The following is a 25,612-nucleotide window of genomic DNA, read 5'->3' on the forward strand; positions in this document are numbered from 1 at the left end:
ATCAAAAAAGGAAGCTCCCGCGAGCTTCCTTTTTTGATCCATTCATCTGCTTTCTCAAAAAGGCATTAATAAACGGACTAATCTCTCCATCCATTACAGCCTCCACGTTCCCGGTTTCTTCTCCCGTGCGGTGTTCTTTCACCATGCTGTAGGGATGGAAGACATAGGAGCGGATTTGGCTGCCCCAGCAGATTTCCTTTTGCTCTCCGCGGATCTTCGCTAGCTCCGCTTCCTGCTCTTCGATCTTTTTCTCATACAAGCGACCTTTTAGAATTTTCATCGCTTTTTCCCGATTTTTAATCTGCGATCGCTCCGACTGACACGTCACCACGACTCCTGTAGGGATATGCGTAATGCGCACGGCCGAGTCGGTGGTGTTGATATGCTGAACCCCTGCTCCACTAGCACGGTAGGTATCAATCTTAAGATCTTCGGTACGGATATCCACATCCATATCATCCTCGAGCTCAGGTACTACAGAACATGAAACGAAGGAGGTATGGCGGCGGCCGGAAGAGTCAAAAGTAGAGATGCGCACCAAGCGGTGCACTCCCTTCTCCGACTTCAAATAACCATAGGCATTATAGCCCTTGATCAATAAAGTCACGCTTTTGACCCCAGCCTCACTTCTGAGCCGCTTCATTATCAAAAAAGGGGCGCCCTCTTCGAATGGGAACGCCCCTTAGCTTTTTTATCGGACAGGAAAAATGGTCGGGCATTGCACTGGGAAGAGATTGCTTGGAAGAGGAGGGCAACTAGCCTCAACCGGTGCAAATTGACAATCAACCGCACGACGGGGCTGACAGAAGCGAGCGAATAATTCGAGCTTGACTTCTGCCTCTACCTGGATTTCTTTGCATACATTTACCGTCAAGAAAATTCCGGGTTCCATGAATGCGCCGGCACCAGCTTGACGGAAGGAAGCATTACAGAGAACATCAAGAATCCGGCACTGTATATTCAGTCCTCTTTGCCAACATAGGGCCACTTCTTCGTCAAATTGGACAAATACATTCTCGCTGCATATAATTTCATTTCCTGCATTCACATCGTGCAAATCCACTCTTACACAAACCGTAAACAGGAACGGGATGGCTTGCAGCATGACATTGGTTCCATCCGGAGCGATGCATCGAACTTCAGTCGCCGCTTCCACATCAAAGTCGCAGCGGGCTCCGGGGCACACGATAGGCGTCGGGGTCGGTTGAGGCTTTGGCAATAAGGGGAACACAGGGAGGAATTGATCAGGATTCGTGCTGCACTGGGCTACCAGCCGATGGCCCAATGCCAATCTTTCTTCGATGATTGGCCGGCAAGCCTCCGAGAATTGTATTTTATTTTGGTACCGGTTTGTCAGATAAACCCAATCGAAAACTTTCTGTACGCGGATGCATTCGGCCTGGAGCGGTTCAGGAGTGGGGGATGGATTAGGTTCCGGGGGCAGGCAAGGATTTACAAGAAGCCAAGGATCAAATAAAACCTCCCCTAACAAATTTTCATCAATGATGGAATCCCCGGTCCCAGGTCCCTCACCAGAAGGCCCACTAGGATCTCCCCACCAGTTGTTGGTAGCGTCCAGCACACCAATATAACTGTTTTCCTGCATATAGAGACCGATATCATTCCCTTGAATACAGTTTTGATGAATTGTTATGTTTGTATTTGGTGACTGGGAGAAAATGATATTAATGTTAATCCCGCGATTGTTATCATAAATGATGTTCTCCAGGATGGAAATATTGTTCGTGCCGCCCGAAATAAAAATGGCGCTTGCCGGGATACCGATCAGCTGATTCCCCCTAATCGTAACATCTTCTGATTCTATGACTGCAATAGAACTGTCGTTAATATCATTGTTTTCAATGAGGATGTTTGATGCGTTTTGTGCAAAATTAACCGAAGCGACATTCGGATCGTGGCCCCGGAACAGATTATCGCGGATGACGACATTGCTTGCGCCCTGCTGATCAGAATAAATTCCTGCAAAATCAACGTTGCGGGCGAAAAAGTTAAACTGCACCTCCGATGCAATGGTGCCGTCGGAAAGCAAATGAATTCCCATTCGATTGTCCTGAATGATGTTATTGTAGATTCCGTAACCGGAGAAAGTTGGACTCGTTTGAATACCTGAGCCTCCCGTATTGCCCTCGATTGTAAATCCGTCAATCACCACATTATCCGCATTGACAATGAATATTCCATTTCCGCCTCCAGCTACAAACGTGACAATAGATTCATCTGCCCCCGTTCGGGTCCGAGCATCCACACCTTGCTGAGCGCCCAATAGTGTAAGGGACTTGTCAATGATTACCTGCTGGTTGTACGTGCCGGCCTCCACGATTATCGTGTCACCGGGACTTGCAGCATTTACAGCTGCTTGAATGGAATCCCCTGGAGAAACTGTGAAAGTTGCCAAACTTGTGAGCCTCCTATCGAATAGTATACGATTTATCCATATTTCCCTAAAAATATACTACTAAGTTATGTCTTACATTGGCGGTTGATCTAAAACATAAGCCTATTTTCAGGGGACTCTACTTAAAATAGAAAATCCCATCTGCCAGACTTTCCATCTATAATCGAATGAGCAGATTTTGGAAGGTGAAGGTGAGAGTAAAAGAAAAAAGGAGCGTTTCAATCAAGCTGAGACACCCCCTCCTAAGTTCACTATTTATCCTCTGTTTTTCCATGCAGGAAAAGCTAGGCAAGCTGAAGCTCCCGTAATTTTAGAGGAAGCAGCTCTACTCTGTCCCCATTTCGCAGTCCGGCAGCGTTAGCTTCATCGATATCCAGATGCATTTCCAGATGAAATTTCTCACTTACTCTGATCACCACTTGATCAAAGATTAAAGCTCGTTCTCCCGAAGTTTTTACCCATACTACCTCTCGGTCCTTTACTCCAAAGATCCTTGCATCTTTCGGTGACATATGAATATGGCGTTTGGCGATAATAACACCCTGGTTTAGTTTAATGCTACCCTTAGGGCCTATAATTTCAATCCCTGGTGTCCCTATTAGATCGCCCGACATGCGAATAGGTGCTGAAATGCCGAGCAGGATGGAGTCTGTCTTGGAAATTTCAAGCTGTGTAGCCTTGCGGACAGGTCCTAAAACGCGAACTTTTGATATTTGCCCCTTTGGTCCGATGATCGTTACCGTTTCCTCGGCAGCAAACTCACCGGGCTGGGACAAATCCTTCAAGTTTGTCAATTCATAGTTCTCACCAAAGAGAGCAAATAGATCTTGTTGACTTAAATGAATGTGCCGATTTGAAATGCCAATAGGAATGATCTTAGACGACATAAACCAAGTCCGCCTCCTTTAATCCAGATATACTCATCGTGTCTCTTGCAATCATGACTTCTTCATCTGTAGGAATAATGAAAGCTTTTACCGGTGAATGCGCAAACGTTATTTCTCGTTCTTCTCCGCGCACTTGATTTTGCGCAGGATCAAAATAGACTCCCATCCACTCAAAATTTTCCAGGATTAGGGAGCGAATCAGCTGACTGTTCTCGCCGATTCCTGCAGTGAAGATAATCGCGTCTACTCCATTCATTTGAACGGCATAGCTTCCGATGTATTTACGAATTCTTTCCACAAAAACATCGATAGCCAGCTTCGCGCGGTCATTTCCTTTCTGCGCAGCCTCTTCGATATCTCTTAAATCACTGGATACGCCAGATAGGGCGAGCAATCCGCTTTTTTTATTGAGAATATCAAGGACCGCTTTCTCCGACTGACCGAGCTTTTCCATTAAGAAAGGAAGAATAGCCGGATCGATATCGCCGCATCGCGTACCCATCGTTATTCCTGCCAATGGTGTAAATCCCATCGACGTGTCCATCGATTTACCTTCCTGGACAGCTGAAATACTTGACCCGTTTCCTAAGTGACAGCTAATCAGCCGCAATTCTTCTAGCGGGCGCCCCATGATTTCAGCTGCACGCTTCGTGACAAAGCGGTGAGAGGTGCCGTGGAATCCATATTTGCGAATTCCGAACTTTTCATAGTATTCATAAGGTAAACTATAAAGATAGGTTTTCTTTGGTAAGCTTTGGTGAAACGCCGTATCAAATACAGCCACATGCGGGACGGAAGGCAATAGCTTCTGAAACACCTGGATCCCTGTTATATTGGCTGGATTGTGCAGAGGCGCCAGTTCAATACAAGCATTCAGTTGCCTTAATACCTCATCCGTGATTAATACAGAATTAGAAAATTGCTCTCCGCCATGAACCACCCGATGACCGACTGCCTGTATTTCCCCTAATGATTGAATGGCACCATGCTGCGCATGCCGTACCATCTTAAGAAGCTGATTGACTGCCGCCTCATGATCGGCAATCCCTTCTGTCACTTCAACTTTTACATCCTTCCTTTTATACGTATGGATGGAATCGCCCATGCCAATACGTTCAATAACTCCTTTTGCCACCACATGTTCTGAAGGCATATCAATTAATTGGTATTTTAAAGATGAACTTCCACTGTTTACAGATAATATTATAGGCATGATGACAACCCTCTTTTTCGATTCATTTCGACAATGTTCTGCAAATCCGATTGTACTCGATTGTATTATTTTTTTGAAGGCTTTGAAAAACAGTTTATATTTTCTTTTAATATAACGTTTCCATCGAAGCCAAAAACCTTCACTTTACGATATGAACAACTCGTAACACAACCTTAACAACTTGAAAAACAGGATAACCCTCAGGAATCGAACAGCTCACTTAGAAAACTTCGATGACGTCAAGCTTTAGTTGTGCGAACTAGTTTTAAACAAAACAGGGTGGCAACATATTAGATATCTAATATGTTGCCACCCTGTTATTTTAAATGGTTTTCCATTAGGTTTTTTGTCTATCCATTCATCTGCTTTCTCAAAAAGGCATTGATAAACGGACTAATCTCTCCATCCATTACAGCCTGCACGTTCCCGGTTTCCTCTCCCGTACGATGGTCTTTCACCATGCTGTAGGGATGGAAGACATAGGAGCGGATCTGGCTGCCCCAGCCGATTTCCTTTTGCTCTCCGCGGATCTTCGCTAGCTCCGCTTCCTGCTCCTCGATCTTTTTCTCATATAAGCGCCCTTTTAGGATTTTCATCGCCCGTTCCCGATTCTTAATCTGCGAGCGCTCCGACTGACACGTTACCACGACGCCGGTTGGGATATGCGTAATACGAACAGCAGAGTCCGTAGTATTAATATGCTGACCCCCTGCTCCACTAGCACGGTAGGTATCAATCTTCAGATCTTCGGTACGGATATCCACATCCATATCATCCTCGAGCTCAGGTACTACAGAACATGAAACGAAGGAGGTGTGACGGCGGCCGGACGAGTCAAAAGGAGAGATGCGCACCAAGCGGTGCACCCCCTTCTCCGACTTCAGGTAGCCATAGGCATTATAGCCCTTGATCAATAAGGTTACGCTTTTGACCCCAGCTTCATCCCCTGGAAGGTAATCCAAGGTTTCCACCTTATACCCCTGACGCTCGGACCAGCGGGTATACATGCGTAACAGCATTTCCGCCCAGTCTTGCGACTCCGTACCGCCTGCCCCTGGATGCAGTTCCAGGATCGCGCTGTTTTTGTCATGCGGCCCGCTGAGCAATAATTGAAGCTCAAAATCATTTACATCCTTGATCAGCAACTTGACCCCATCCACTAAATCAGGCAGCAAAGATTCATCCTTTTCCTCAATCATCAGCTCTAGCATCACCTGAAGGTCCTCGTGTGCACTGTTCAGCTCCGTTACCTTCGTAACGGACTCCTTCAGCGCATTGACTTCGTTGATGACCTTCTGAGCCGCTTCATTATCATCCCAAAAGGTCGGATTAGCCATTTTTTCTTCCAACTCGGCAATCCGCTCGGTCTTATAATCCAGGTCAAAGAGACCCCCTAATATCACTCAGCTTTTTAGCTAGGATGGATAGCTCGTTTCGTACTTCAGATACTTCCACTTCCATCACTCCCCATGGCAGTTCTTGTATTTCTTCCCGCTTCCGCAGAAGCAGGGATCGTTGCGGCCGATCTTATCTTCTTCGCTGCGTACTACCGTCTTCGGCTTCTCATCCTTTGGATTGACCGCCTGGCCCTTAATCACTTCCTGGCGCTCCAGGTTGTTCGTCGTAACTTGGGCTTTGATGATATATGTCGACACTTCCTCCTCAATGCGAGCAATCATGTCATTGAACATTTCAAAGCCTTCAAACTGATACTCGCGAAGCGGATCGGTCTGAGCGTACGCCCGCAGGTGAATCCCTTGGCGAAGCTGATCCATCGCATCGATATGATCCAGCCACTTGCTGTCTACGGAACGAAGAAGAACCACTTTCTCAAATTCACGCATGTTTTCAGGCCCCATGAGAGCTTCCCGCTCCTCATAGATACGATCGATAACTTCCTTGAACTTCTCGGTAATTTCTTCCACTTCCATACCCTTAATATCTTTAACCGTCATTGCCCCTTCGGTCAAGAACGTAGCATGAGCCTGCTCAAGAAGCCCTTCCAGATTCCATTCCTCAGGAACCTCGCTGGCTGGGCAAAACATTTCGACAAGTCGGTTCATGTGAGAGTAGATCATCTTCACCACAATTTCACGAAGATCGTTGCTCTCTAACACTTCCCGGCGCTGCTTGTAAATCACCGAACGCTGCTGGTTCATCACATCGTCATATTGAAGGACGACGCGGCGCACATCAAAGTTACTGCCTTCCACGCGTTTCTGGGCAGATTCGATGGCGCGAGAAACCATGCGGCTTTCAATCGGCACATCCTCTTCCATACCCAAGCGATCCATCATATTCATGATATTCTCAGAACCGAAACGGCGCATCAACTCATCTTCCAAAGAAAGATAGAACTGAGAAGAGCCCGGATCCCCTTGACGCCCTGCGCGACCGCGAAGCTGGTTATCGATGCGGCGGCTTTCGTGGCGCTCCGTGCCCAGAATATGAAGTCCCCCTAATTCATGCACACCAGGTCCCAATTTAATATCCGTCCCCCGTCCGGCCATGTTGGTCGCGATCGTGACCGCGCCTTTTTGCCCGGCACGAGCAACGATATCCGCTTCCTTCTCGTGATGCTTCGCATTCAAGACGGTATGGGGAACTCCCTTTTTCTTCAGCATGGCAGAAAGCAATTCGGATTTATCAATGGTGGTCGTCCCTACCAGAATCGGCTGCCCTGTCTTGTGGCGCTTCACAATCTCATCCACCGCATTGCGATACTTGGCGGCTTCCGATTTATAGATCATATCCGGCATATCGATCCGCTGAACCGGCCGGTTCGTAGGAATGATGACAACGTCCATCCCATAGATTTTCTTAAATTCTTCTTCTTCCGTCTTCGCTGTTCCCGTCATACCGGACAGCTTCTCGTACATCCGGAAGTAGTTTTGCAGCGTAATGGTAGCTAGGGTCATGCTTTCGTTTTGAACCTTCAAGCCTTCCTTCGCCTCGATCGCTTGGTGCAAGCCATCGCTGTAGCGACGCCCCTGCATCATCCGCCCAGTAAATTCATCGACGATGATGATTTCACCCTCTTGCACGACGTAATCGGCGTCTCGTTTCATAATATATTCCGCACGCAAAGCGTTTTGGATATGGTGGTTCAACAGCATGTGTTGAGCATCATATAGGTTATCAATATTAAACGCCTTCTCGATCCGGGAAACCCCTTCATCCGTCAACGTGATCCCGCGTGTCTTTTCATCTATAGCAAAATGCTCTTCATCCTTTAACATCTTCACAAAACGAGCGGCCACATAATACAAATCCGTAGACTTCTGCGCTTGTCCTGAAATGATCAGCGGCGTTCTCGCCTCATCTATCAAGTTGGAGTCTACCTCATCGACGATCGCATGATACAAGTCACGCTGAACCATATGCTCCTTATAAAGCACCATATTGTCGCGCAAATAGTCGAAACCAAACTCATTATTGGTTCCATAGGTAATATCGCAATTGTAGGCTTCTCGCTTTTCGTCGGGACTCATGCCTGAGCGGTTAAGCCCTACAGTCAGTCCTAGAAAATTATGAAGTTGGCCCATCTCCGCTGCATCACGAGCAGCAAGATATTCATTCACCGTAATCACGTGGACACCACGTCCCGTTAGGGCATTCAAATAAGTAGGCAGCGTTGATACGAGGGTTTTTCCCTCGCCCGTCTTCATCTCGGCAATACGCCCGTCATGAAGCACCATTCCCCCGATCAGCTGCACATCATAATGGCGCATGCCTAGCACGCGTTTGGACGCTTCACGAACGACCGCAAACGCTTCGGGAAGAATATCATCTAAGGACTCCCCGTTCTGCAGGCGACCTTTAAATTCCTCAGTTTTGGCTTTTAACTGCTCATCTGTTAATTGCTGTATCTCAGGCTCTAAGCCATTAATCACTTCTACGCGCTTAAAGAGCTTCTTAATTTCACGCTCATCCGAAGAGCCAAAAAGCTTCTTCACCATTCCTAGCATAGGGAGATATCTCCTTCCAAATAAAAAACTTATCCTAACAATTAATTGTACTGTAAATGCAGTTGCAAGACAAGAAATGTTCCGTGGTATTATTCTCTATATACGTAGTGAGGCGTAAGAAAGTTGCGGGAATCTTTTCCAGTTAAAGGATATGATAAAAAGATCTCCCTCAAAGGAAGGAGATCTTTTTTACCATTTATTCTAATTCCGGCTCAATCAAACCGTAACGTCCATCTTTTCGCTTATATACAACGCTTAGTCCCTCGTTGTCAGTGTTGGCGAAGACGAAGAAATTGTGGCCTAACATATCCATTTGAAGAACAGCTTCTTCCGCATCCATGGGCTTCATCGCGAAACGCTTGTTGCGGACGATCTCAATCTTGCTTTCTTCCTCTTCCTCTGCAGCTCCGTTCACCGGCTCTGCAAACAAAGTCTTCAAGCTGCCTTCCTGGCGGAACTTGCGGTTCACTTTTGTCTTGTGCTTGCGGATTTGTCTTTCTAACTTCTCCACAACCAAGTCAGTAGCCGCATACATATCGGTATGTGTATCTTCTGCACGAAGGATGACTCCTGGCATTGGAATCGTTACCTCAATCGTATGTTCGCCGCGTAAAACCCTTAGAGTTACATGAGCTTCAGTGGATGGAGAAATATCATCAAAATATTTCTCTAAGCGACCTACCTTTTTCTCTACATATTCTCTTAAGGCTGGTGTTACTTCAATGTTCTCTCCACGTATGTTGTATCTCATAAATGCAACTCCTCCTTTCGTGTACTTACTAACTTCTCCATCTTACATCAAAATCCTTCCACATTTCGCCAGAAATTAATCAACTTTGATGAAATATTTGTGAACAGATCCTGCCAATTTTTATGTATGGGTAAACAGAGAAAAAGCTTCAATCAAAACAGTCCGGCTGAATGCAATCCATGTTTTGATGAAGCTTTTTCAAGGTCGATCTATTAAGGTAAAAAGTCCCTGGAATCATCCAAGGACTTTATGTGTTTGGCGTTATAGTTTTACAACGTTAGCAGCTTGTGGTCCACGAGCGCCTTCAACGATGTCGAACTCAACGGATTGGCCTTCTTCAAGAGTCTTGAAGCCATCTCCTGTGATTGCGGAGAAATGTACGAATACGTCATCTCCACCGTCTCTCTCGATAAATCCAAAACCTTTTTCTGCATTGAACCATTTAACTTTTCCTTGCATGTGCTCTTACTTCCCTTCAAATGTAAACTTAATGGGCACTTCAAACCGTCCCGTAATTAGTATGTCCAATTTGAGTGTAATCCATTAGAGCAATAATATCATGGGGTTGGTGGCATTGTCAATTATTAGAATCGGAACAAAAAGTACGAAACTTTTTTACTACAAATTACAACAAAATTAGATAAAAAGTATTAAGGTTTATCCCAGAATTGCCGATATATAGAAACATAGATATTTTAATTATCATCTAAGGAGGAGAGTAACAGATGTGGAAAAAATTACTGGCTGTCACTCTCAGTACAGCTCTTATCTTACCCGGTTTTGGTGGGGTCAGTGCTGCTGAGGGAGTAAGTCTAAGCAGTAAAAGTGGGGTTTCCTTATCGGTAAGTGCTAATGAAATGGACTTTGGAACTAATGTCATTAATGTAGTTTCTAACAAATTTGACTTGGAATTTGATCTCGACGATCCATCCAATGGAGAAATCATCCGCGTTTCTTACATTGATCATGAAGGGAATACACAGGATCTGGGTGATTCATCAGGAAGTTACACAATTGAGGATTATCTCGTTGATAAGCCTGGTAAAAGTAAAATTGCTATTGAAGTTGAAGTTAATGTGGACGATCAAGAAAATACGAAAATAGATAAGTTCAACCTGGAAGTCAATTATTTGAATAACCCCATTATTGGTGCTAGATATCAAACGGATTTTGTAGGCGGCAAGAAGGTTGAAGCTTTTTCCGGAAATGTATATGTGCAGTTTCCTAAAAATGCTTATATTACTACATCGGACTCCACAATGGCCCCTAATCAAACACTTGTATTTGAAGTAGAAGAAGGGGAAAAAGAACTCAATGCCAATGGAAGTCTGAATGACGGAAAAACCTTCCTCAGTCCAAATTACATAGTAACCAGTGATGGTGACGCTACTTCAGACGCTATGCTATCTGCTCCTGGATATATCACGTTATCTTATGGCTATCAGGACGTTCTACGAAAAATCGGGAATGTAAGCAGCGACGTATCCCTTTATAATGTTTCCGTTGTTCAATATAAAGACAGCAAATGGACGCCAATTGGCGGAATCGTTGATACAAAAAAGCAAACCATCACAGCCCCTATTTCTGAATTTGGGAATTACTCGGTGGTCTCCAATTCTAAAACGTATAGCGATTTAAGCGATTGGGCCCGGCCAGCTCTAATGGCCCTTGCGTATAAAGGAATAATAACAGCAAATGGCACTGGTTCAAAATTAAGAGATGATTTGGAAGACCCAATTAATCGGTTCGATTATACAGTCATGTTGGCTAAATCCATGAACTGGGCTCCATTACCTTACAATGGACATTTTTCAGACGTGACAGTTACTTCATCAACGTATAAGGAATCTGGATATCTAATGGCGGCTATCACAAACGGGTTGGTTCAAGGTTCAGTTGATGCTGTTACCGAAGAACTAAAATTAAATGCTGGTGATAACTTATCACGCGAGGAAGCTGCTGTATTTGCTACTAGGGCGCTAAATTTAAAAATAGCCACTTATTCAGAGAAAGATGCAGCAAAAACTGATAAGGATCTAGCGAAGTATTATAATGATTATTCCGACATATCCGCATGGGCTAAACCCTATGTACTCGCCGTGTCGAAAGCAAAGATTATGAATGGTGACAGCACTAAACAGTTTAACCCTGAAGATCCTCTTACTTTCGAAGAGGCAGGAGCATTGATTTATAAGATTATGCTTGAAAACAAACAGTTTGGGAAGTAATTGACATTCTATTAGGCTTGACGGTGATTGACTGCTGTCGGGCTTTTTTCTTTGAATAAACAATAGCCCCTTCTAAAAGCTATTGCTTCTAGAGGGGGCTATCATACCTAAACTTAAGATTTCAACAACTGCAAGACCCCTTGAGGCAGCTGATTCGCCTGCGACAGCATCGCCTGCGCAGATTGGTTAATGATATTCAGCTTAGTAAACTCCGTCATTTCCATGGCCATATTGGCATCGCGTATGCGAGACTCAGCAGCTGTCAAGTTCTCGGTTGATCCACCAATCATTCCTAGATGCTTTTCTAATCGATTCTGGAATGCTCCCAGCTTTGTTCTTTCATTGGAAACGGAAGCTATAGCGGCATCGATGGACTGGAGTGCTGAAGTTGCGTTTTGGTGAGAGCTCAGGTTCAGGGCGTTGACTCCTAGAGTTGCTGATCTTAAATCGGGTAGAGGGAGGTCCACTGTTTGTCCTCCGTTGGCTCCGATTTGAAAAGTAAAGACGCCGCTTCTGCCGCCGGTTTGATCCAATAGATTTTGAGTATTATAATGAGTCGATGTAGCCAACTGATCGATTTGCTGAACCAATTCATTCACTTCAAGCTGTGTTGCGTTTCGATCATCAGCTGTATAAGTATCGTTTGCAGCCTGCACGGCCAATTCTCTCATCCGTTGCAGGATATCATGTAGTTCGTTCATTCCACCTTCAGCTGTTTGGATAAGTGAAATTCCATCCAGCGTATTTCTTTCCGCTTGCTGTAGCCCTTTAATTTGCCCCCTCATCTTTTCCGAAACGGCCAAGCCTGCCGCATCATCAGCTGCTCGATTGATGCGGAGACCGGTAGATAGCTTTTCCATGGTTTTGCTCATTTGAGACTGGTTCGTATTATATTTGGAATAAGCAATGAGGGCCTGAATATTATGATTGATTTGCATGCTTTAGACACATCCTCTCGTTTTTTACTTATGCTTTTCTATTTCATAGTCTAGCTTTTCCTGTTCTAGTTCTCTTCGTTGATACGGATTCATTCGACTGGAAGCTAAATTCACAGGTTGACAAGCTTTCTCTTCCTTTTCCATCGCCTGCGTCCAGCCTTCATCCAATTGGGAAACGATATTCCGTATCTCCAATATAATCTGACTGTCCTTCTTCAAATTCGCTTGGAGGATACGATCTGACACATAGTGATATATCAGCTCTAATTGATCCGCTATAATACCGCCTTCGTATTTAATGCCAAACCCCAATCGTTCTACAATGTCTTGGCTTAGCTGAAGGTGATAGTTGGCATCATCCAATCTTTTCTCTTGAATCTTCTGTATCGATAGTTCCAGCTGCTGGAGTAACTTCTTATATAGAAGGGAGGTAATCAAGACAGGACGTCCCACAATATCTTGGTATTCGAGCTGTTCAAAATCAACGGTTTTACTCAAAGTGTTCCCTCGCTTTCTCTCTTCTCCATTCCAATGGCGCAATAGGCTGTTTAGATGGTTTCTCCTCTTCCATTTCCCCTACATTCGCTCGACGCACCATGAGGAGCACTTCTGCGACCACATGATAGAGCTGCGGTGGAATTTGGTTGCCTAAATCGAGCTGAATCAAACTGCCCAACAGCATATCATCCTGTTGCAGAGGAATGTCATGCTTTTTGGCCTGCTGAATGATTTTTTGAGCGATTTCCCCACTGCCTTGAGCCACCACAACCGGGGCCCGGTCCCGATCTTTATCATACCGGATCACAGCAGCATGCTGAGGAGGTTGGTTCTTTTTTGGGATTTGATTTACCTGTTTATAGATCATACTGTAAAATCCAAGCCTTTCTGCGAAGAGTATGGAGGATATTTCGGCAAAGCTTGTGATTCCCGTTTAGATAGTCCTTCTTGGTGGGCCCCCTTATTCACGGGCGCGAACTGTACATCTTGAATTCGATAGCCCAACTCCTTCAGCTTATCCCGCATTTGCGGGATATACGGGGAGAAAGCCTCTTCGATCCCCGACTGATCATTTTGTATTTTTAAGGTGACCTCACGGTTCGTTACACGAACCGAAATGCCGGTTTTACCAAATCTCGGGGTATCAAGATAAAAGAAAAGCTGACAGTTTTCCCAATCCACCTTCTCCCCTTTGGAACGGGAGTGGATCTCCAGCTTGACGGACTGCATTCCTTGCTCCCAAGGGACCGGTAGTTGAAGAAAAAACGTTTGGCTATTTGAACCTTGTTCCGGTTTTGATAACAGCTGCTGCCCCGTCAAATGGGACAGCGCCTGATCGGCTGCCTGACGAACCCGTGGTGAGGAATCCAGCTCTGCCTGCTGGAAAAGCATCGACTTAATATTTCTGGGTTCTTGCTCGAGTTCTAAAACAGCTTCCGCTTGAGACAGCGAAAACTCTCCTGCTTCTTTTCGAATAAGAAAATCTACCGTATCCCGTTCATGGTTCAACCCCATGTGACGAATGGCTTCCTGCACCCCTCGCCCTGTCAACGTTTCACTTTGGAAATCTTGGATATAAGAGGCCAATGGATTCCTCATGGATCCCTCTTGGGTGAACTTGGTTATGGCTTGTTCCATTTTGATATAAGAAGGCTGCCAATGAAGCTTTTCCAAATCCGATTTAATTTTCTGGAACGTCTTTAAGGCTTCTGCCTGATTTCCCTCATCAAGGAGACCTTTCACCCGTTGAAGCTCGCCGCTTAACTTTAAAACATCCGATTCAAACTCCATATCCGCAAAAAGGGCAAATTCATTTTTCTGCACGAGCTTATTGATCATCTCGATAGTTGGTTCAATCACTCTTTGCACATAAGATTCCGCTTGAGGAAACTTATTTTGAATAAACAAGGACATCCGTTCCACATTTTTTATCACTTGCTGCTTAATTTCTCTAAATTCTTCTCCTACTTGCCTTAAATGCTGGGGAATATGCTCCCAAATCCGGGTAAAGTGAGCAGAAAGCACATCTACCTGAGGCATCATGTTCGCTTCTTGCTGAAGAGCCGTTAGGAGTTGCTGGGCTTTATCCTTTACCGAAAGGATAAGAGAACGGGAACCTAAATCAGCAAGATTTAGTTCATTTAATTTTGCATTAACCTCACCAGCATGCTCTAACCTGTCTTCGGCCCGGTCCATCGCCTGAACGAGTTCCTGAGCCATCTTTTCTAGATTCGGGTTCCACGATCTATTTTCCAGACCTTCTTTAACCGTTGGAATGATCGATGTGATCAAGGGACGATCGATATGAGATAGATCCTTTAATGATGACACAATGGCTGTGAGGGAATGAAGAAGCTTCTGCACGGATGCGTCTCCTTTTGATGCCAGTTGTGCATTCGGATCAACCTCAGGCAGGACTTTCTTTAACAGTTGATCAATATTCGGCCCATGAATCGCCTGATAAACAGCATCAAAGCTTTTCGCTGTAATAGGGATCTGTTTTTGGATCAGCATGTGAAGTACATTTATTTTTTGCGCCATAGACCCTTCCGCCTGTTGAAGGATTTGGCTCAAGTTTTGGATCAACTCTCGGGTCATTGCATCCCCTTGCTTCAACATGTCTCCGAGCAGCTGCCGAATTTCTGGTGGAAGCTTGACACCCGATTCAGCCAGCAGTCGTTCTATAACCTTATCTTCCGCTTCTCTATAATTGGGGCTTAACACCGCTTTCCGGGACGTTTCTAATCCTTTCCCTATCCCATGGAGCGGTTCTCCAGCACGGATCTCCGAGATATTCATCTGGTATTCCTCCGATCAATTCTATAGGATATATATCGGAAATAACTTCCCACTTTTGCAGTTTTTCGAGATGAAAATTCATAGGAGAAAGAAAAAAACCTCGAAAAACAAAGTATCCGAGGCTTCAGTCAAACTTTACTTTTTTATCGAAGAAGGCTCCATCATAGGAATACCCTTGGGCTTGATAGACTTGATTGACTTTTTTTGCCGCATTCATTCGATTTCTTTCTGCTTTCAATTGCTCTAAGCTCATTTGCATGAGTTCCTTGACCCTGGCTTCGTGTCGAATCATTTCTGCAAGGAGGGGCAAAAGCTCCTGCCTCGCCCTTTCCATGTCAGCGGGGCTAAAAGCAGCATCCAGAGTATCAATCTGTTCAATGATGCTTGCTCTTTTTCCAAGGAATACTTCTAATCTTTCATATTCTCCAGATTGAACAATCTTCTCTAAATGAAGCGTTTGATCCAGGTACAATTCTAGTAATCTCTTTTTTTCGTGTATATACACGGGATTCACCCTATCTCTTAGCCATTTTCATCGCTTGGGCCCATGTCACGGCAAATTCTTCACAATAGCCTGTTACTTCTTCCAAAATGGCTTTATCTTTTTTAATATTGGCTTCGATTAAACGTCGAATCATATAATCGTACATGGCAGCTAAATCTTTTGAAAGAGGTATATCCATATTTAAAGTGATGAGTAACTCGCGAATAATCGCTTGGGCTCTCTGATTATAGTTGTTGGCTTCTTCAACATTTTCCTTATCGATGGCAGCCTTTGCTCCGTTAATAAATCGAATGGCACCTTTATAAAGCATCAGTGTTAACTCTGCCGGCGATGCCGTATTGACTTGGTTCTGCTGATATTGTTGTTGTGCTAACGCGCTCATTTCATCGTTCCCCTTACCTTTTTACTTTCTTTAACGCTTCTCATCAACAAAGAGTCCTGCAATTTCCCACATTTTTGCTACCATATCAAGTACTTTTTCCGGAGGCAGCTCTCGGATCACTTCATTCGTTTCCGAGTTCATGACTTTGACCATAATTTGCTTCGTTTTCTCATGGATCGAGAATTGCAGATTCGTTTGCATTCCTTTTAAGGCTTTATTGGCTTTTTCAATGGCTTCAATGACGGATTTTTCGTCTATGTCCTTGCCTTTCTTTGTCTTTATCGCTTCTTCTGAAACCACGGGCTTTACTCGTTCTTCCGTTCGTGTATCCTTCTCTGCTGAGCTGGGGCTCTTTTGAACCGAAGAGGACAGGCGAGCGTCCTGGGATCCCAAAATATTCATCTTAGGCCTCCTCTCTCGAGAGCCTCAACTATTGCATTCCCATACCAAACTGGGTTAATAGCCAAGAACTCTGGGAATTCATATTATTTAATGCTTTTTCCATTGCTGCAAACTGTTTGTAGTAACGATCTTCTTTCGTCATTAGTTTTTGTTCCCAGCTGAATATTTGTGTCGTCAGGCGGCTGATATCCTTTCCGATAAGACTGCTATCTACACTTACGGAGGAATTAGCAAATCCCGCCTTTTTATTAACTCTATCGATTGTTGTATTCAAGCTATCATAAAGCCTTTGGGCAATCCCATTTTGATTGGCGGATCCACCTTTGGCCGTAAAAAGGGAAACGACTTGATCCAGATTATTGGAGATAGCCTCTCGAAGCTTTCCTTCGTCGATCACCAATTTCCCGTTATCTCGATAGTTAGCAGAGGTGGTAATCCCTATCTCGGATAAAATCTTAAAACCGTTCAATCCTTCGACCGGTTGGGACAATAACTGCCTCATACTATCCCTTGCAGATGACAATATAGAGTCATTTCTAAGAAGACCGCTTTTCGCCTTTTCTTCCCAGAGCTCAATCTCCTTTTCTTTCATTTCATGTTTCTGCTCGTCGGTTAGGGGCGTAAAATCTCTATATTTTTTTTCGGTTAATTTCGTACTTACATCCGCCACAATTTCATTGTATTTATCGACGAAGCCTTTAATCTTATTAAAGATCTCATCGGTATCATGACGTGACGATACGTTGATTGGCGACGTCGTAGTCTGCAGGAGGGTATACGTTATCCCATCCATCGTAAAGGTATTGGAATTCCTTTGGGTTGTTAGGCCATTAATCGTAAACTCCGCATCCGTCCCTGCGTAACTTGTGCCCGTAATCCCAATCTTTTGAAGAAACAGGTTGTCATCGCCGCTAAAATTAATTTGCGAGTTGCTTCCCGTTGCTTTCGTCCGAAAGGAGAATTTCCCGCTTTGCTCATCAAAGCTCATCGTGACGCCAGCAGCAGAGCTATTGACTTGATTCATCAAGGAATCGATGGTATCGGTTTTATTCGCAGTAAACGTGATATTATTGATAGCGAAGGATACTTGATCACCCGTCATCGAAAACGTATCGGCTCCAAGCCGATTTTGCAGCTCTTCGATCGTTGTAGTTTTACCTATTTTAAAGCTTTGATTGTTGGTGAATCCCAAATCCTGTAGCAGGGTACTCGATCCGGAAGTCTTAACCAGTAGTTGGGGTTCAAATCCAGTGGTTCCAGAAGGGATAAAATTTAGTTTTTCATTGGTAGCATCGAACGCTACGTTTACCTTACCTGCACCGAACACCCGGTCGATCTTCTGTTGAAGCTGACCTATTAAGGTTCCATCATTCCCGATCGTATAAGCCGATCCATCTTCCGGGATGTCCAATGTTATCGTTTTGGCGACACCACCCAGTTCCATAACAAAGCTATTGTTTGTAGTTGTCACGGATAAAGGACTGGTTAAAGCCGTACCTTCTAATTTAACGATATTATTTACGGAGTTGCTCGTTACAGATCCATAGGATGCCAGCCTATCGATTCGGTCCACCACAACCGTACCGGCTTGAACCGTGCCCCCCACTTCAACCTTTAGTGCTTGTTCGTTGGAAGAAGAGAGGATCATCTTATTATTAAAGTTACCGGAAAAACGTAAGTCTTGCATCATCGTACGAAGTTCTAAAAATTTGCTATTGATCGACCGAAAAGCATCTTGCTGCCACCCCAGCGTTACTTTTTTGGCTTGCAGACGATCAACGGGCGCGCGTTCAGCTTTCATCAAATCTCTTATCAGCGTATCTGTGTCCATTCCGGAGACAAGACCTGTAATTCGCATGCGAACACCTCCTGAAAGAAGTTCTATTACTGTTATCGGATGGAATGATGAGGTTTGTTAGTTTTCTCCCATTCAAGGAAACAAGAAAAAGGTGAGAAAGTCTACATTCACTCACCTTTTGCTTTGATACGATAGCTCCCCATCCTCAACCATGTATGTTTAGTCTCCAGCATATCGAATCCATGAATCCATTTGCGTTTTTGTGTCTAATAGCTCCTGTATTGTTGCTTATTCACTCAGATGGAATTGAACCAAAGATTTTTTTCTGCAATCTATCACTTATAGACTCTCTCCCAGTCAATCAGTAATGTTGATCATATCAGAAATAAATATTAAACGGTTATAAATTTTGAAAAAGGGGATTTGAACTAGAGGATTAGAAACCTATTAAGGTTCTTCGGAAAGCTTAATCCGAAATATGAAATTTTAAATTACGATCACACATGATGCAACTATAAAAGCATAGATCAAGTAACAAATTGAAGAATCATCTTTCTAAAATAGATCTATATTTAACTCGTAGTGTTCATAAACCACTCCACCTGCTCCAAAGCTGGCTTTAAAGCGGTGTAACCCTTCGTTCAGGAACCTACCTTGATTTTCCGTGCTAATTCCAAAATCGAAATAACGATAGCCTTTTTTTATACTCTTGTGAATGCAATCATCAAAAACAAGATCCAGCGCAGAGTACTCGTAGCCTTTCTTATTAGCTGCAATATATTGAACATGAACCGTTGGGAGTGTAAAAAATAGAATAGCTCCGGCAATGACCTCACTCTTTTTTTTAGCAACAACACATTCGATATTATCAGGAAACATTTCAGACAATTGACTGATTTCCTGGATAGAATGAGTCGGTTTGTTTTGATATTTATTAAATAAATTTTCGACAAGTATATCCCAAAATTTGTTTAGATTTTTTTTCCCGTACTCTATATTAATTTCACTTCTTATAGCCTTTTTTAAAGAGTGTACTCTAGATTTTCTTAATGCTGGACGATATTCAAAATCAATTGTTGCCGCCAAATCCCTTCTATAGAGATGAGCATTCAGACGAAAAAGGGCATATAAATCATCCGAAGAAGGAATCCTGTGGTAAATGTATGGTATTGGTTTATATCTTAGTTTTGATAATTCTTGTTCCTTATAAAATCGACATATGTTCTCTAAAACATTTTGTATATCAGCCCCCTTCAGTTCTCCCTTATGGATAATACCTCCATACGTTAGTCCAGGGTGGCTCGAAACGCATCCTAAATTTAAAGGATCCAATGCTGCTGGAAATACACCAATGATTTTATTTTGGTTATTTTCAACGACCAAGGACTTATCTTTAAATCGGCTACCATGATATGAAAGAAAGCGACGACTATGTAGAAAAGTTCCATTAATGGATGTAGCAACAATTTTATCCCAATTACTTTGGTCTTCATTATTGTATTCCCTAACAAATAGCACCTATTTTTTAGTCCTCCCCACCCTGTATGATTTTTATAAAATCGTCATAACTCCTTATATAATCATTCTCATCATAATACTGATTTGCTATTACTAACAAAACACAATCTGGTGTAAAATCATACATTTCTCTCCAAACCATTGAACCAATATATAGTCCCTTTGTTGGGGTATCTAAACTGATACAGGTTTGATTCTTACCATCATCACACCAAATCCTGCAACCTCCGCTCACAGCTATCAAAACTTGATCTAAATTTCTATGGGCATGACACCCCCGTCTTACATCTTCCATTGTTCCAAAAATGTAGTAAACCCTCTTTATATCAAACGAAATATTGCGATTACTTTCTAAAGCTATAAGAGATCCCCTATAATCCCCTTTAATGACAAATTCATGTAATTTTACCTTCATTTACTATCACCTATTATACAAATTTAGTATCTATTCACAACCGATATAATCTCGTTTACCATTTGTTCTGTTAAAGTTGGACTCATTGGCAAACTTAGTATTTCTCGATGAATCTGGTCTGTAATAGGAAAATGATAGGCATTCCATCCTTTATATGCCTCTTGCTGATATGGGGGGATTGGGTAATGTACCATAGTATGTATGCCGCTATTCAATAAGAACTCCTGAAGTTTGTTTCTTTGCGTAGTTCTGATTGGGAAGAGGTGCCAAACATGTGATTCCGCTTCGTCATGGACAACCTTTGGAAGTATTATCTTAGAATTTTCTATATGTCTTATATAATTTTGAGCTACTTCCCTTCGACGTTGATTATCCTCATCAAGATGCTTCAATTTAATTCGCAATACGGCTGCCTGAACCTCGTCTAACCTACTATTCGTTCCTTTATGAATATGCTTATATTTTTCAATTGAGCCATAGTTACGAAGGGACTTTAATTTGAGCGCCAATTCATCGTTATTGGTTGTTATAGCTCCCCCGTCTCCCAATGCACCCAAGTTTTTGCTAGGATAAAAACTAAAGCCAGCCGCATCCCCTAAATTCCCTACTCGCTGCCCCTTATACATGGCTCCATGGGCTTGAGCAGCATCTTCTATAATTTTCAAGTTGTATTTGTGACTTATTTTTTTTATTTCTTCAAATTCAACTGTTTGACCATATAGATGAACAACCATTATTGCTTTAGTATTCGAGGTTATTTTATTTTCAATTTTTTGTGGATCTATATTATAAGAATCTATATTTGGTTCAACTAGTACTGGTTTTAAACCACTATTTGTAATCGCCAAAATAGAAGCTATGTAAGTGTTTGCCGGCACGATGATTTCATTTCCCGGTTTAAAATCAAAGGCTTTTAGAATCAACCATAAAGCATCAAGACCATTAGCTACACTAATACAATGTTTAACACCACAAAACATTGCAAATTCTTTTTCAAACTCTTCAACTTCTTCACCAAGTACATACCATCCACTATCAAGTACTTTTGTTATCGCATTTAGAATTTCCGTTCGGTATCTGTGATTAATGCTCTTTAGATCCAAAAATGAAATCATTTAGACACTCCTTCTTTTATTTAACTAATATTGGAGATTCCATATTTGAAAATATCCTCTCCAATTTACTTATTTCGTACTTATTAAAATAAGTTTTCCACAGATCAACTAACTCAAAGTTTTTCCCAATAATATTATAGTCCTCCTGCATATACGGTTCGAAATCAAAAGAATCCAAACCAAAGTAACCGGTCACTTCATTAAAAGAAGAATTGGGGTTCTCCATTATTCTTTCATAATAAATTGTCTTTTTTGTTGAGCGACGCATAACGGAAGTTCGAACTGCAATAATTACTCCCATCTTTTCCAAATCATCCTTTGCGTCGTAAACACATGCCCGGAGATTTGCAGAAATCTTGTCGTCCTTCTTGACATACTCACATATTGCTTGATATGCATCTTCCCCATACCACTCTTGATAGAAATTATTCCTCATTAATGAGCAAACAGTTGCAAAAAAACTCCGTTCTATTGAAAAAATTTCAACTTGTGGAAATTTATTTAGAAACCAATCGATTTTAAAATGTAAGTTTGTTGTCTTAATCACATGTAATTTGCCCGGTACGATTTTTTGAGTTGTACTATGTTTTTTGAACCAATCTGAGGCTATAAAATTTTTATCAATATAACCATTTAACATGTGACCCATAAATTTCTCCACTCCATAACACATGTGATTTGGTTCCCAATAATCCCATTGTGTAGTCCGTAGAATCGTAGCATTAAAAGGCTGAAATATTGCTTCAATCTGTGGATGTTTAGCAAGAACCTTTGCAATCATAGAAGTTCCAGAACGGTCAAATCCATTGATAATTAAAAACCTTACTCCCCCTAGATCATTGCTCATTTGAATCTCCCCTTTAATACGTTGATTTCATTTCATCTTTTAATTCCTTTATACACCAATTCATAATGTTTATGATAGTGTCACAATCTGAGTTATTACTAGATTGAATCATTCGATTTAACAAATCTGCAGACTGTTTGATTAATGAATTTGCTGATTGTTGAAGGTCCTTTTTATCTTCCAAAAAACAATCTTGTCTACCTTCTTGTATTAGTTTTTTCCAACTTATCAATGATTTGACCGCAGTAGATAAAGAATGAGTATTTTGTCCGGGATGCTGCCTAAAATAGCTTAAAGGATCCGATATATAAGCTATCTTTCCTTTTGATAATAAATGCATCCAGGATGCTAAATCATTAATACCATAATATTTTTCACCTTTATATTCGCCAAATGGTTCACACAGGTCCTCCTTTCGAAACAATGCAGTTGTCGCTTCTCCAATAAAATTGACATTATTTTTCAAAATTAAATTTCCAAACTCCTTGCCGTCAATAATAACCGACTTATCAAATAGTCTCTTTGTAGTAAAAAAATCAGGAAGTTGATTTCCTTTTTCATCGATAATTTCACGGTAAGATGTCACAAGTGTAATACTGCGATCATTTTGCATATATGAGATCATCTTCTCTATTTTGTTAGGATGAAACTGATCATCATCTAATAAGAAATTTATATACTTTCCTGAAGCAAGGTTAAAGCAATGCTGTAAATTGGAGAAACCACCCAATCTGTTTTCATTCTTAAAGTATTTTATATTTGTGAATTTTTCCATATAAGGAGTTATCATTACTCCAACCTCATTATTTGTACTATCATCACAAATGATAATCTCTATATTCCTATAAGTTTGCTCAAGAACACTTTTTAGAGCTATTTCCAAATAATGTGGTCGATTGAAAGCAGGGATTAGTACGCTAACAAGAGGAAATTCATTCGTATCTTTAATATGTACTGAATAGTCATTCAAGGAACTAAAAATATTTCTATAAGCCCTTAAAAAAATTCCCCTGCTTTCTTCATAACCATTCTTTATATTGACAATTCCGCAATCATGCATGCACCAAGGCATTTCCTGCTTAGGAATTCCCACCTCGTAGCCTGCCTTTATAAATTCGAGGGATTGTGATATATCGTAAAAATGCCAGCCCTTAAAAATATCTTCTCTCCAAGGAATGTCATACTGAGTGACCATAATTAGTCCATCAATAGCTTGTACACTTTCATAATCTTTTCTCACTTCATGAAAATGGAGCAACTCCATCTTACCAGTATGACTGTCGTATACTTTTCCACATATATCACCGCTCTCCCACCATACACCATTTTCAGGTAAATTCTTGGCCCCAACGAGACCTAACATGCCTAATTGAGGATACGAGGTAAAAAGTTCAATGATCTCTTCAAGAAAATTTTTGTTCAAAATAAAAACGTCTTGGTGCAGATATACTTTATATTTAGCATCAGTCTCCTTCATTAATTGATTATATCCTGCCGCCATACTTGAAGCGTCTTTAATCGACAAAACTTCAACCTGGTAACCCTCTGGGACATATAATGAACTAATAAATTTTTTGGACTCTTCAAAGAGTTGAAGGTTATTCACGCAAAAAATAAAGCAAACTTTTTTATCGTTCATCTTTATTCCCCTTTATTTCCAAAAGTAAAGTCTGAGCTTCGTCATCCTTGTGTGCTATTGGTTCTAAGAAATTTGCTGCTAGATTCTTTTCCCCTAATTGATAAAGTACAAATCCCAAATTAAACAGAGTATCTGGATTTTTGTTGTTAATCTCGAATGCAGCTTGTAAAAAAGGAAGGACATAATCCATAGCTTTATTTTGATAGCATAGAATGGAAACCATATTCAATATATACTCTTTTTGTATAATATCTTTATTTACAACATGCAATATTTCAAGTGGATCAACTTGACCTTCCAAAATAATATTAAGCAACCGATTCTGATTGCTTTCTCGGTCAATTTCAAACTCTAGTCTCCTAAGAACTTTTTTTAATTCTTCTGTATAATCCTTCTTCCGGACAGTGACCAAATATTGATAGGCATTATACTGGTCTGTTAGTTGTCCGCCATTTGTTATGGACAGTAACTTAATAAATTGTTCATCTGACTCTGTCTTATTTATGGTTGTCATCCCAAAATCTATTTTTTCATAGCCAGATTCCTTAAACATTTTTTTAATTTCTTCTAACGTAAAGAACCTGAGAGGGGTTCGATCGGGATTCCTGGAATGTGTATAAGAAATGTTTCCATTAATTAGATCGCTCAGCATACTATAGTGCATAGCATTACGAATACTTACTAACAACTTCCCATTGCTCTTAAGATGTTTTTCTAAATTTTTGACCACTTTCCATGGATTGAATAAGTGTTCAAGAACATTCGGTAAAATAATATAGTCAAAAAATTCCTCTGGATAGCCTAATAACTCACTTTCAATATTAACTTTCTGTACCTTAGCAAATTGGGATGCAATGGCTCCCGCCTGATCATTCATTTCAATTCCGTACAAATTTACGTTTTTGTACTTATTTTTAATTTGCATCAATGTTCCCCCGCAAGCACATTCAATTTCCAATACATTTATAGCTAAATCTTGGGGGGGATCAATTAAGTTAATAATATCGTTTCTGATGAGACTGGAATAATTTGGATTAAATCCCCATTTATCTTCAAATTTCATTTCATTGCCTTTGAGAAGGGAATTATAATGGGTTGGATTATCCCTGAAAGAAATACTGCCGAAGTGATGGATAAAGGTATCCTTACACAATAGAAGTTGATATCCTGCACTCAGGATTCTGAAGGAATAATCATCATCTTCAAAATTACCCGGTGAAAAACGTTCATCGAGTAAACCGATTCGTTCTACAACTTCCCTTTTTATCAGCATACAAAAGCCGACAAGTTTTAACCGATTATCCCATTTTTTATAATTAAGTCTATTATTTCGTAGTGCAAAATGGTGCATTTCATCTATACTTTGATAATCTGTAATGATTGATTGGTAATAAGAGGCACTGTTGGTAACAGGACCCACAGCCCCAATCTTATCGCTACTATATAAAGCAACGATTAAATTATTCAACCAGTTTTCCGTGACAATTGTATCATTATTTAGCAGGAGAATATTTTCTCCACTTGCTAGTTCAATTCCTTGGTTACACCCTTTAGGAAATCCCAAATTTTCGTTATTTAGAATACTAATAATATCCTTTTGCGCTGATAACCACTCTACCGTTCCATCCGAAGAATGGTTATCTACAACAATAATCTCATAGCTTCCTTCCTTGGTATATTCGCGAATACTATTTATACATAGCTTAGTATATTCCAGTTTATTGCACGTTAATATAATAATGCTGGTTTTCATCTCTGTCCCCCCATGCACTGCGTAACCGAATCTATTTAAAA

The 25,612-nt window shown here is 41.6% G+C and carries 23 protein-coding genes; 1 reads left to right on the forward strand and 22 read right to left on the reverse strand.

Annotated elements, in window-relative coordinates; translation table 11 throughout:
* Position 1: 1 nt before the first annotated feature.
* The 8 genes from ABLT31_RS11805 to cspD all read right to left on the reverse strand — a co-directional run bounded on the left by ABLT31_RS11805 (position 2) and on the right by cspD (position 9,694).
* Positions 2–643: a peptide chain release factor-like protein gene (locus tag ABLT31_RS11805; protein WP_367751711.1), complete on the reverse strand. Its 642-nt coding sequence runs from the start codon at positions 641–643 to the stop codon at positions 2–4.
* 48 nt (positions 644–691) lie between these two features.
* Positions 692–2,416 carry a BMQ_0737 family morphogenetic spore coat protein gene (locus ABLT31_RS11810; RefSeq protein ID WP_367751712.1) on the reverse strand — a complete coding sequence of 575 codons (1,725 nt, stop codon included), beginning with the start codon at positions 2,414–2,416 and terminating at the stop codon, positions 692–694.
* Positions 2,417–2,700: 284 nt separating this feature from the next.
* A complete protein-coding gene (gene pduL / locus ABLT31_RS11815) occupies positions 2,701–3,303 on the reverse strand; it encodes a phosphate propanoyltransferase (protein ID WP_367751713.1) in 603 nt (200 codons plus the stop codon).
* Complete coding sequence (locus tag ABLT31_RS11820; RefSeq protein ID WP_367751714.1) at positions 3,293–4,516, reverse strand: acetate kinase; 1,224 nt, start codon at positions 4,514–4,516, stop codon at positions 3,293–3,295. The genes pduL and ABLT31_RS11820 overlap by 11 nt, the downstream gene beginning before the upstream one ends.
* A 350-nt stretch (positions 4,517–4,866) precedes the next feature.
* Positions 4,867–5,977 (reverse strand): peptide chain release factor 2 gene (gene prfB, locus ABLT31_RS11825; RefSeq protein WP_462976487.1). Its coding sequence is split into 2 segments (ribosomal slippage): positions 4,867–5,898 and positions 5,900–5,977, totalling 1,110 coding nucleotides; the frame shifts between segments, so codons are not numbered across the junction.
* Complete coding sequence (secA, locus tag ABLT31_RS11830; RefSeq protein WP_367751716.1) at positions 5,977–8,484, reverse strand: preprotein translocase subunit SecA; 2,508 nt, start codon at positions 8,482–8,484, stop codon at positions 5,977–5,979. Before secA ends, prfB begins: the two co-directional genes overlap by 1 nt.
* 196 nt (positions 8,485–8,680) lie before the next feature.
* The gene (gene hpf / locus ABLT31_RS11835; protein ID WP_367751717.1) at positions 8,681–9,235 is read right to left on the reverse strand and encodes a ribosome hibernation-promoting factor, HPF/YfiA family; all 555 of its coding nucleotides are present in this window, start codon (positions 9,233–9,235) and stop codon (positions 8,681–8,683) included.
* 261 nt (positions 9,236–9,496) lie between these two features.
* Complete coding sequence (cspD, locus tag ABLT31_RS11840) at positions 9,497–9,694, reverse strand: cold-shock protein CspD (protein WP_134703675.1); 198 nt, start codon at positions 9,692–9,694, stop codon at positions 9,497–9,499.
* A gap of 266 nt (positions 9,695–9,960) precedes the next feature.
* Here cspD and ABLT31_RS11845 point away from each other — a divergent pair, with 266 nt between their 5' ends.
* On the forward strand, positions 9,961–11,463 hold the full coding sequence (locus tag ABLT31_RS11845) for an S-layer homology domain-containing protein (RefSeq protein ID WP_367751718.1): 1,503 nt from the start codon (positions 9,961–9,963) through the stop codon (positions 11,461–11,463).
* A gap of 113 nt (positions 11,464–11,576) precedes the next feature.
* Here ABLT31_RS11845 and ABLT31_RS11850 read toward each other — a convergent pair whose 3' ends face one another.
* The 14 genes from ABLT31_RS11850 to ABLT31_RS11915 form a co-directional block, all read right to left on the reverse strand.
* Positions 11,577–12,401, reverse strand: coding sequence for a flagellin N-terminal helical domain-containing protein (locus ABLT31_RS11850; RefSeq protein ID WP_367751719.1), 825 nt, complete (start codon positions 12,399–12,401; stop codon positions 11,577–11,579).
* 24 nt (positions 12,402–12,425) lie between these two features.
* Entirely contained in the window at positions 12,426–12,899 is a 474-nt protein-coding gene (locus ABLT31_RS11855) for a flagellar export chaperone FliS (RefSeq protein WP_367751720.1), read from the reverse strand.
* Positions 12,892–13,266, reverse strand: a complete 375-nt coding sequence (locus tag ABLT31_RS11860; protein ID WP_367751721.1) for an EscU/YscU/HrcU family type III secretion system export apparatus switch protein — start codon at positions 13,264–13,266, stop codon at positions 12,892–12,894. Before ABLT31_RS11860 ends, ABLT31_RS11855 begins: the two co-directional genes overlap by 8 nt.
* Positions 13,263–15,197: a hypothetical protein gene (locus ABLT31_RS11865; protein WP_367751722.1), complete on the reverse strand. Its 1,935-nt coding sequence runs from the start codon at positions 15,195–15,197 to the stop codon at positions 13,263–13,265. The genes ABLT31_RS11860 and ABLT31_RS11865 overlap by 4 nt, the downstream gene beginning before the upstream one ends.
* Before the next feature lie 124 nt (positions 15,198–15,321).
* Positions 15,322–15,702, reverse strand: coding sequence for a flagellar protein FliT (locus ABLT31_RS11870; RefSeq protein WP_367751723.1), 381 nt, complete (start codon positions 15,700–15,702; stop codon positions 15,322–15,324).
* 10 nt (positions 15,703–15,712) lie between these two features.
* Positions 15,713–16,084: a flagellar export chaperone FliS gene (gene fliS / locus ABLT31_RS11875; protein ID WP_367751724.1), complete on the reverse strand. Its 372-nt coding sequence runs from the start codon at positions 16,082–16,084 to the stop codon at positions 15,713–15,715.
* Between the two features lie 30 nt (positions 16,085–16,114).
* The gene (locus ABLT31_RS11880; RefSeq protein ID WP_367751725.1) at positions 16,115–16,486 is read right to left on the reverse strand and encodes a flagellar protein FlaG; all 372 of its coding nucleotides are present in this window, start codon (positions 16,484–16,486) and stop codon (positions 16,115–16,117) included.
* 28 nt (positions 16,487–16,514) lie between these two features.
* Entirely contained in the window at positions 16,515–18,344 is a 1,830-nt protein-coding gene (fliD, locus tag ABLT31_RS11885; RefSeq protein ID WP_367751726.1) for a flagellar filament capping protein FliD, read from the reverse strand.
* Positions 18,345–18,839: 495 nt separating this feature from the next.
* Positions 18,840–19,802 carry a GNAT family N-acetyltransferase gene (locus ABLT31_RS11890; protein WP_367751727.1) on the reverse strand — a complete coding sequence of 321 codons (963 nt, stop codon included), beginning with the start codon at positions 19,800–19,802 and terminating at the stop codon, positions 18,840–18,842.
* A gap of 7 nt (positions 19,803–19,809) precedes the next feature.
* Positions 19,810–20,217 carry a sugar 3,4-ketoisomerase gene (locus ABLT31_RS11895; protein ID WP_367751728.1) on the reverse strand — a complete coding sequence of 136 codons (408 nt, stop codon included), beginning with the start codon at positions 20,215–20,217 and terminating at the stop codon, positions 19,810–19,812.
* Between the two features lie 23 nt (positions 20,218–20,240).
* Positions 20,241–21,332 (reverse strand): DegT/DnrJ/EryC1/StrS family aminotransferase, encoded by a 1,092-nt coding sequence (locus ABLT31_RS11900; protein WP_367751729.1) that lies wholly within the window; start codon positions 21,330–21,332, stop codon positions 20,241–20,243.
* Positions 21,333–21,348: 16 nt separating this feature from the next.
* The gene (locus ABLT31_RS11905; protein ID WP_367751730.1) at positions 21,349–22,179 is read right to left on the reverse strand and encodes a sulfotransferase; all 831 of its coding nucleotides are present in this window, start codon (positions 22,177–22,179) and stop codon (positions 21,349–21,351) included.
* 13 nt (positions 22,180–22,192) lie between these two features.
* Positions 22,193–23,818, reverse strand: a complete 1,626-nt coding sequence (locus ABLT31_RS11910) for a glycosyltransferase (protein ID WP_367751731.1) — start codon at positions 23,816–23,818, stop codon at positions 22,193–22,195.
* Entirely contained in the window at positions 23,808–25,571 is a 1,764-nt protein-coding gene (locus tag ABLT31_RS11915; protein ID WP_367751732.1) for a glycosyltransferase, read from the reverse strand. Before ABLT31_RS11915 ends, ABLT31_RS11910 begins: the two co-directional genes overlap by 11 nt.
* Positions 25,572–25,612 lie beyond the last annotated feature (41 nt).

The organism is Ammoniphilus soli (assembly GCF_040813775.1).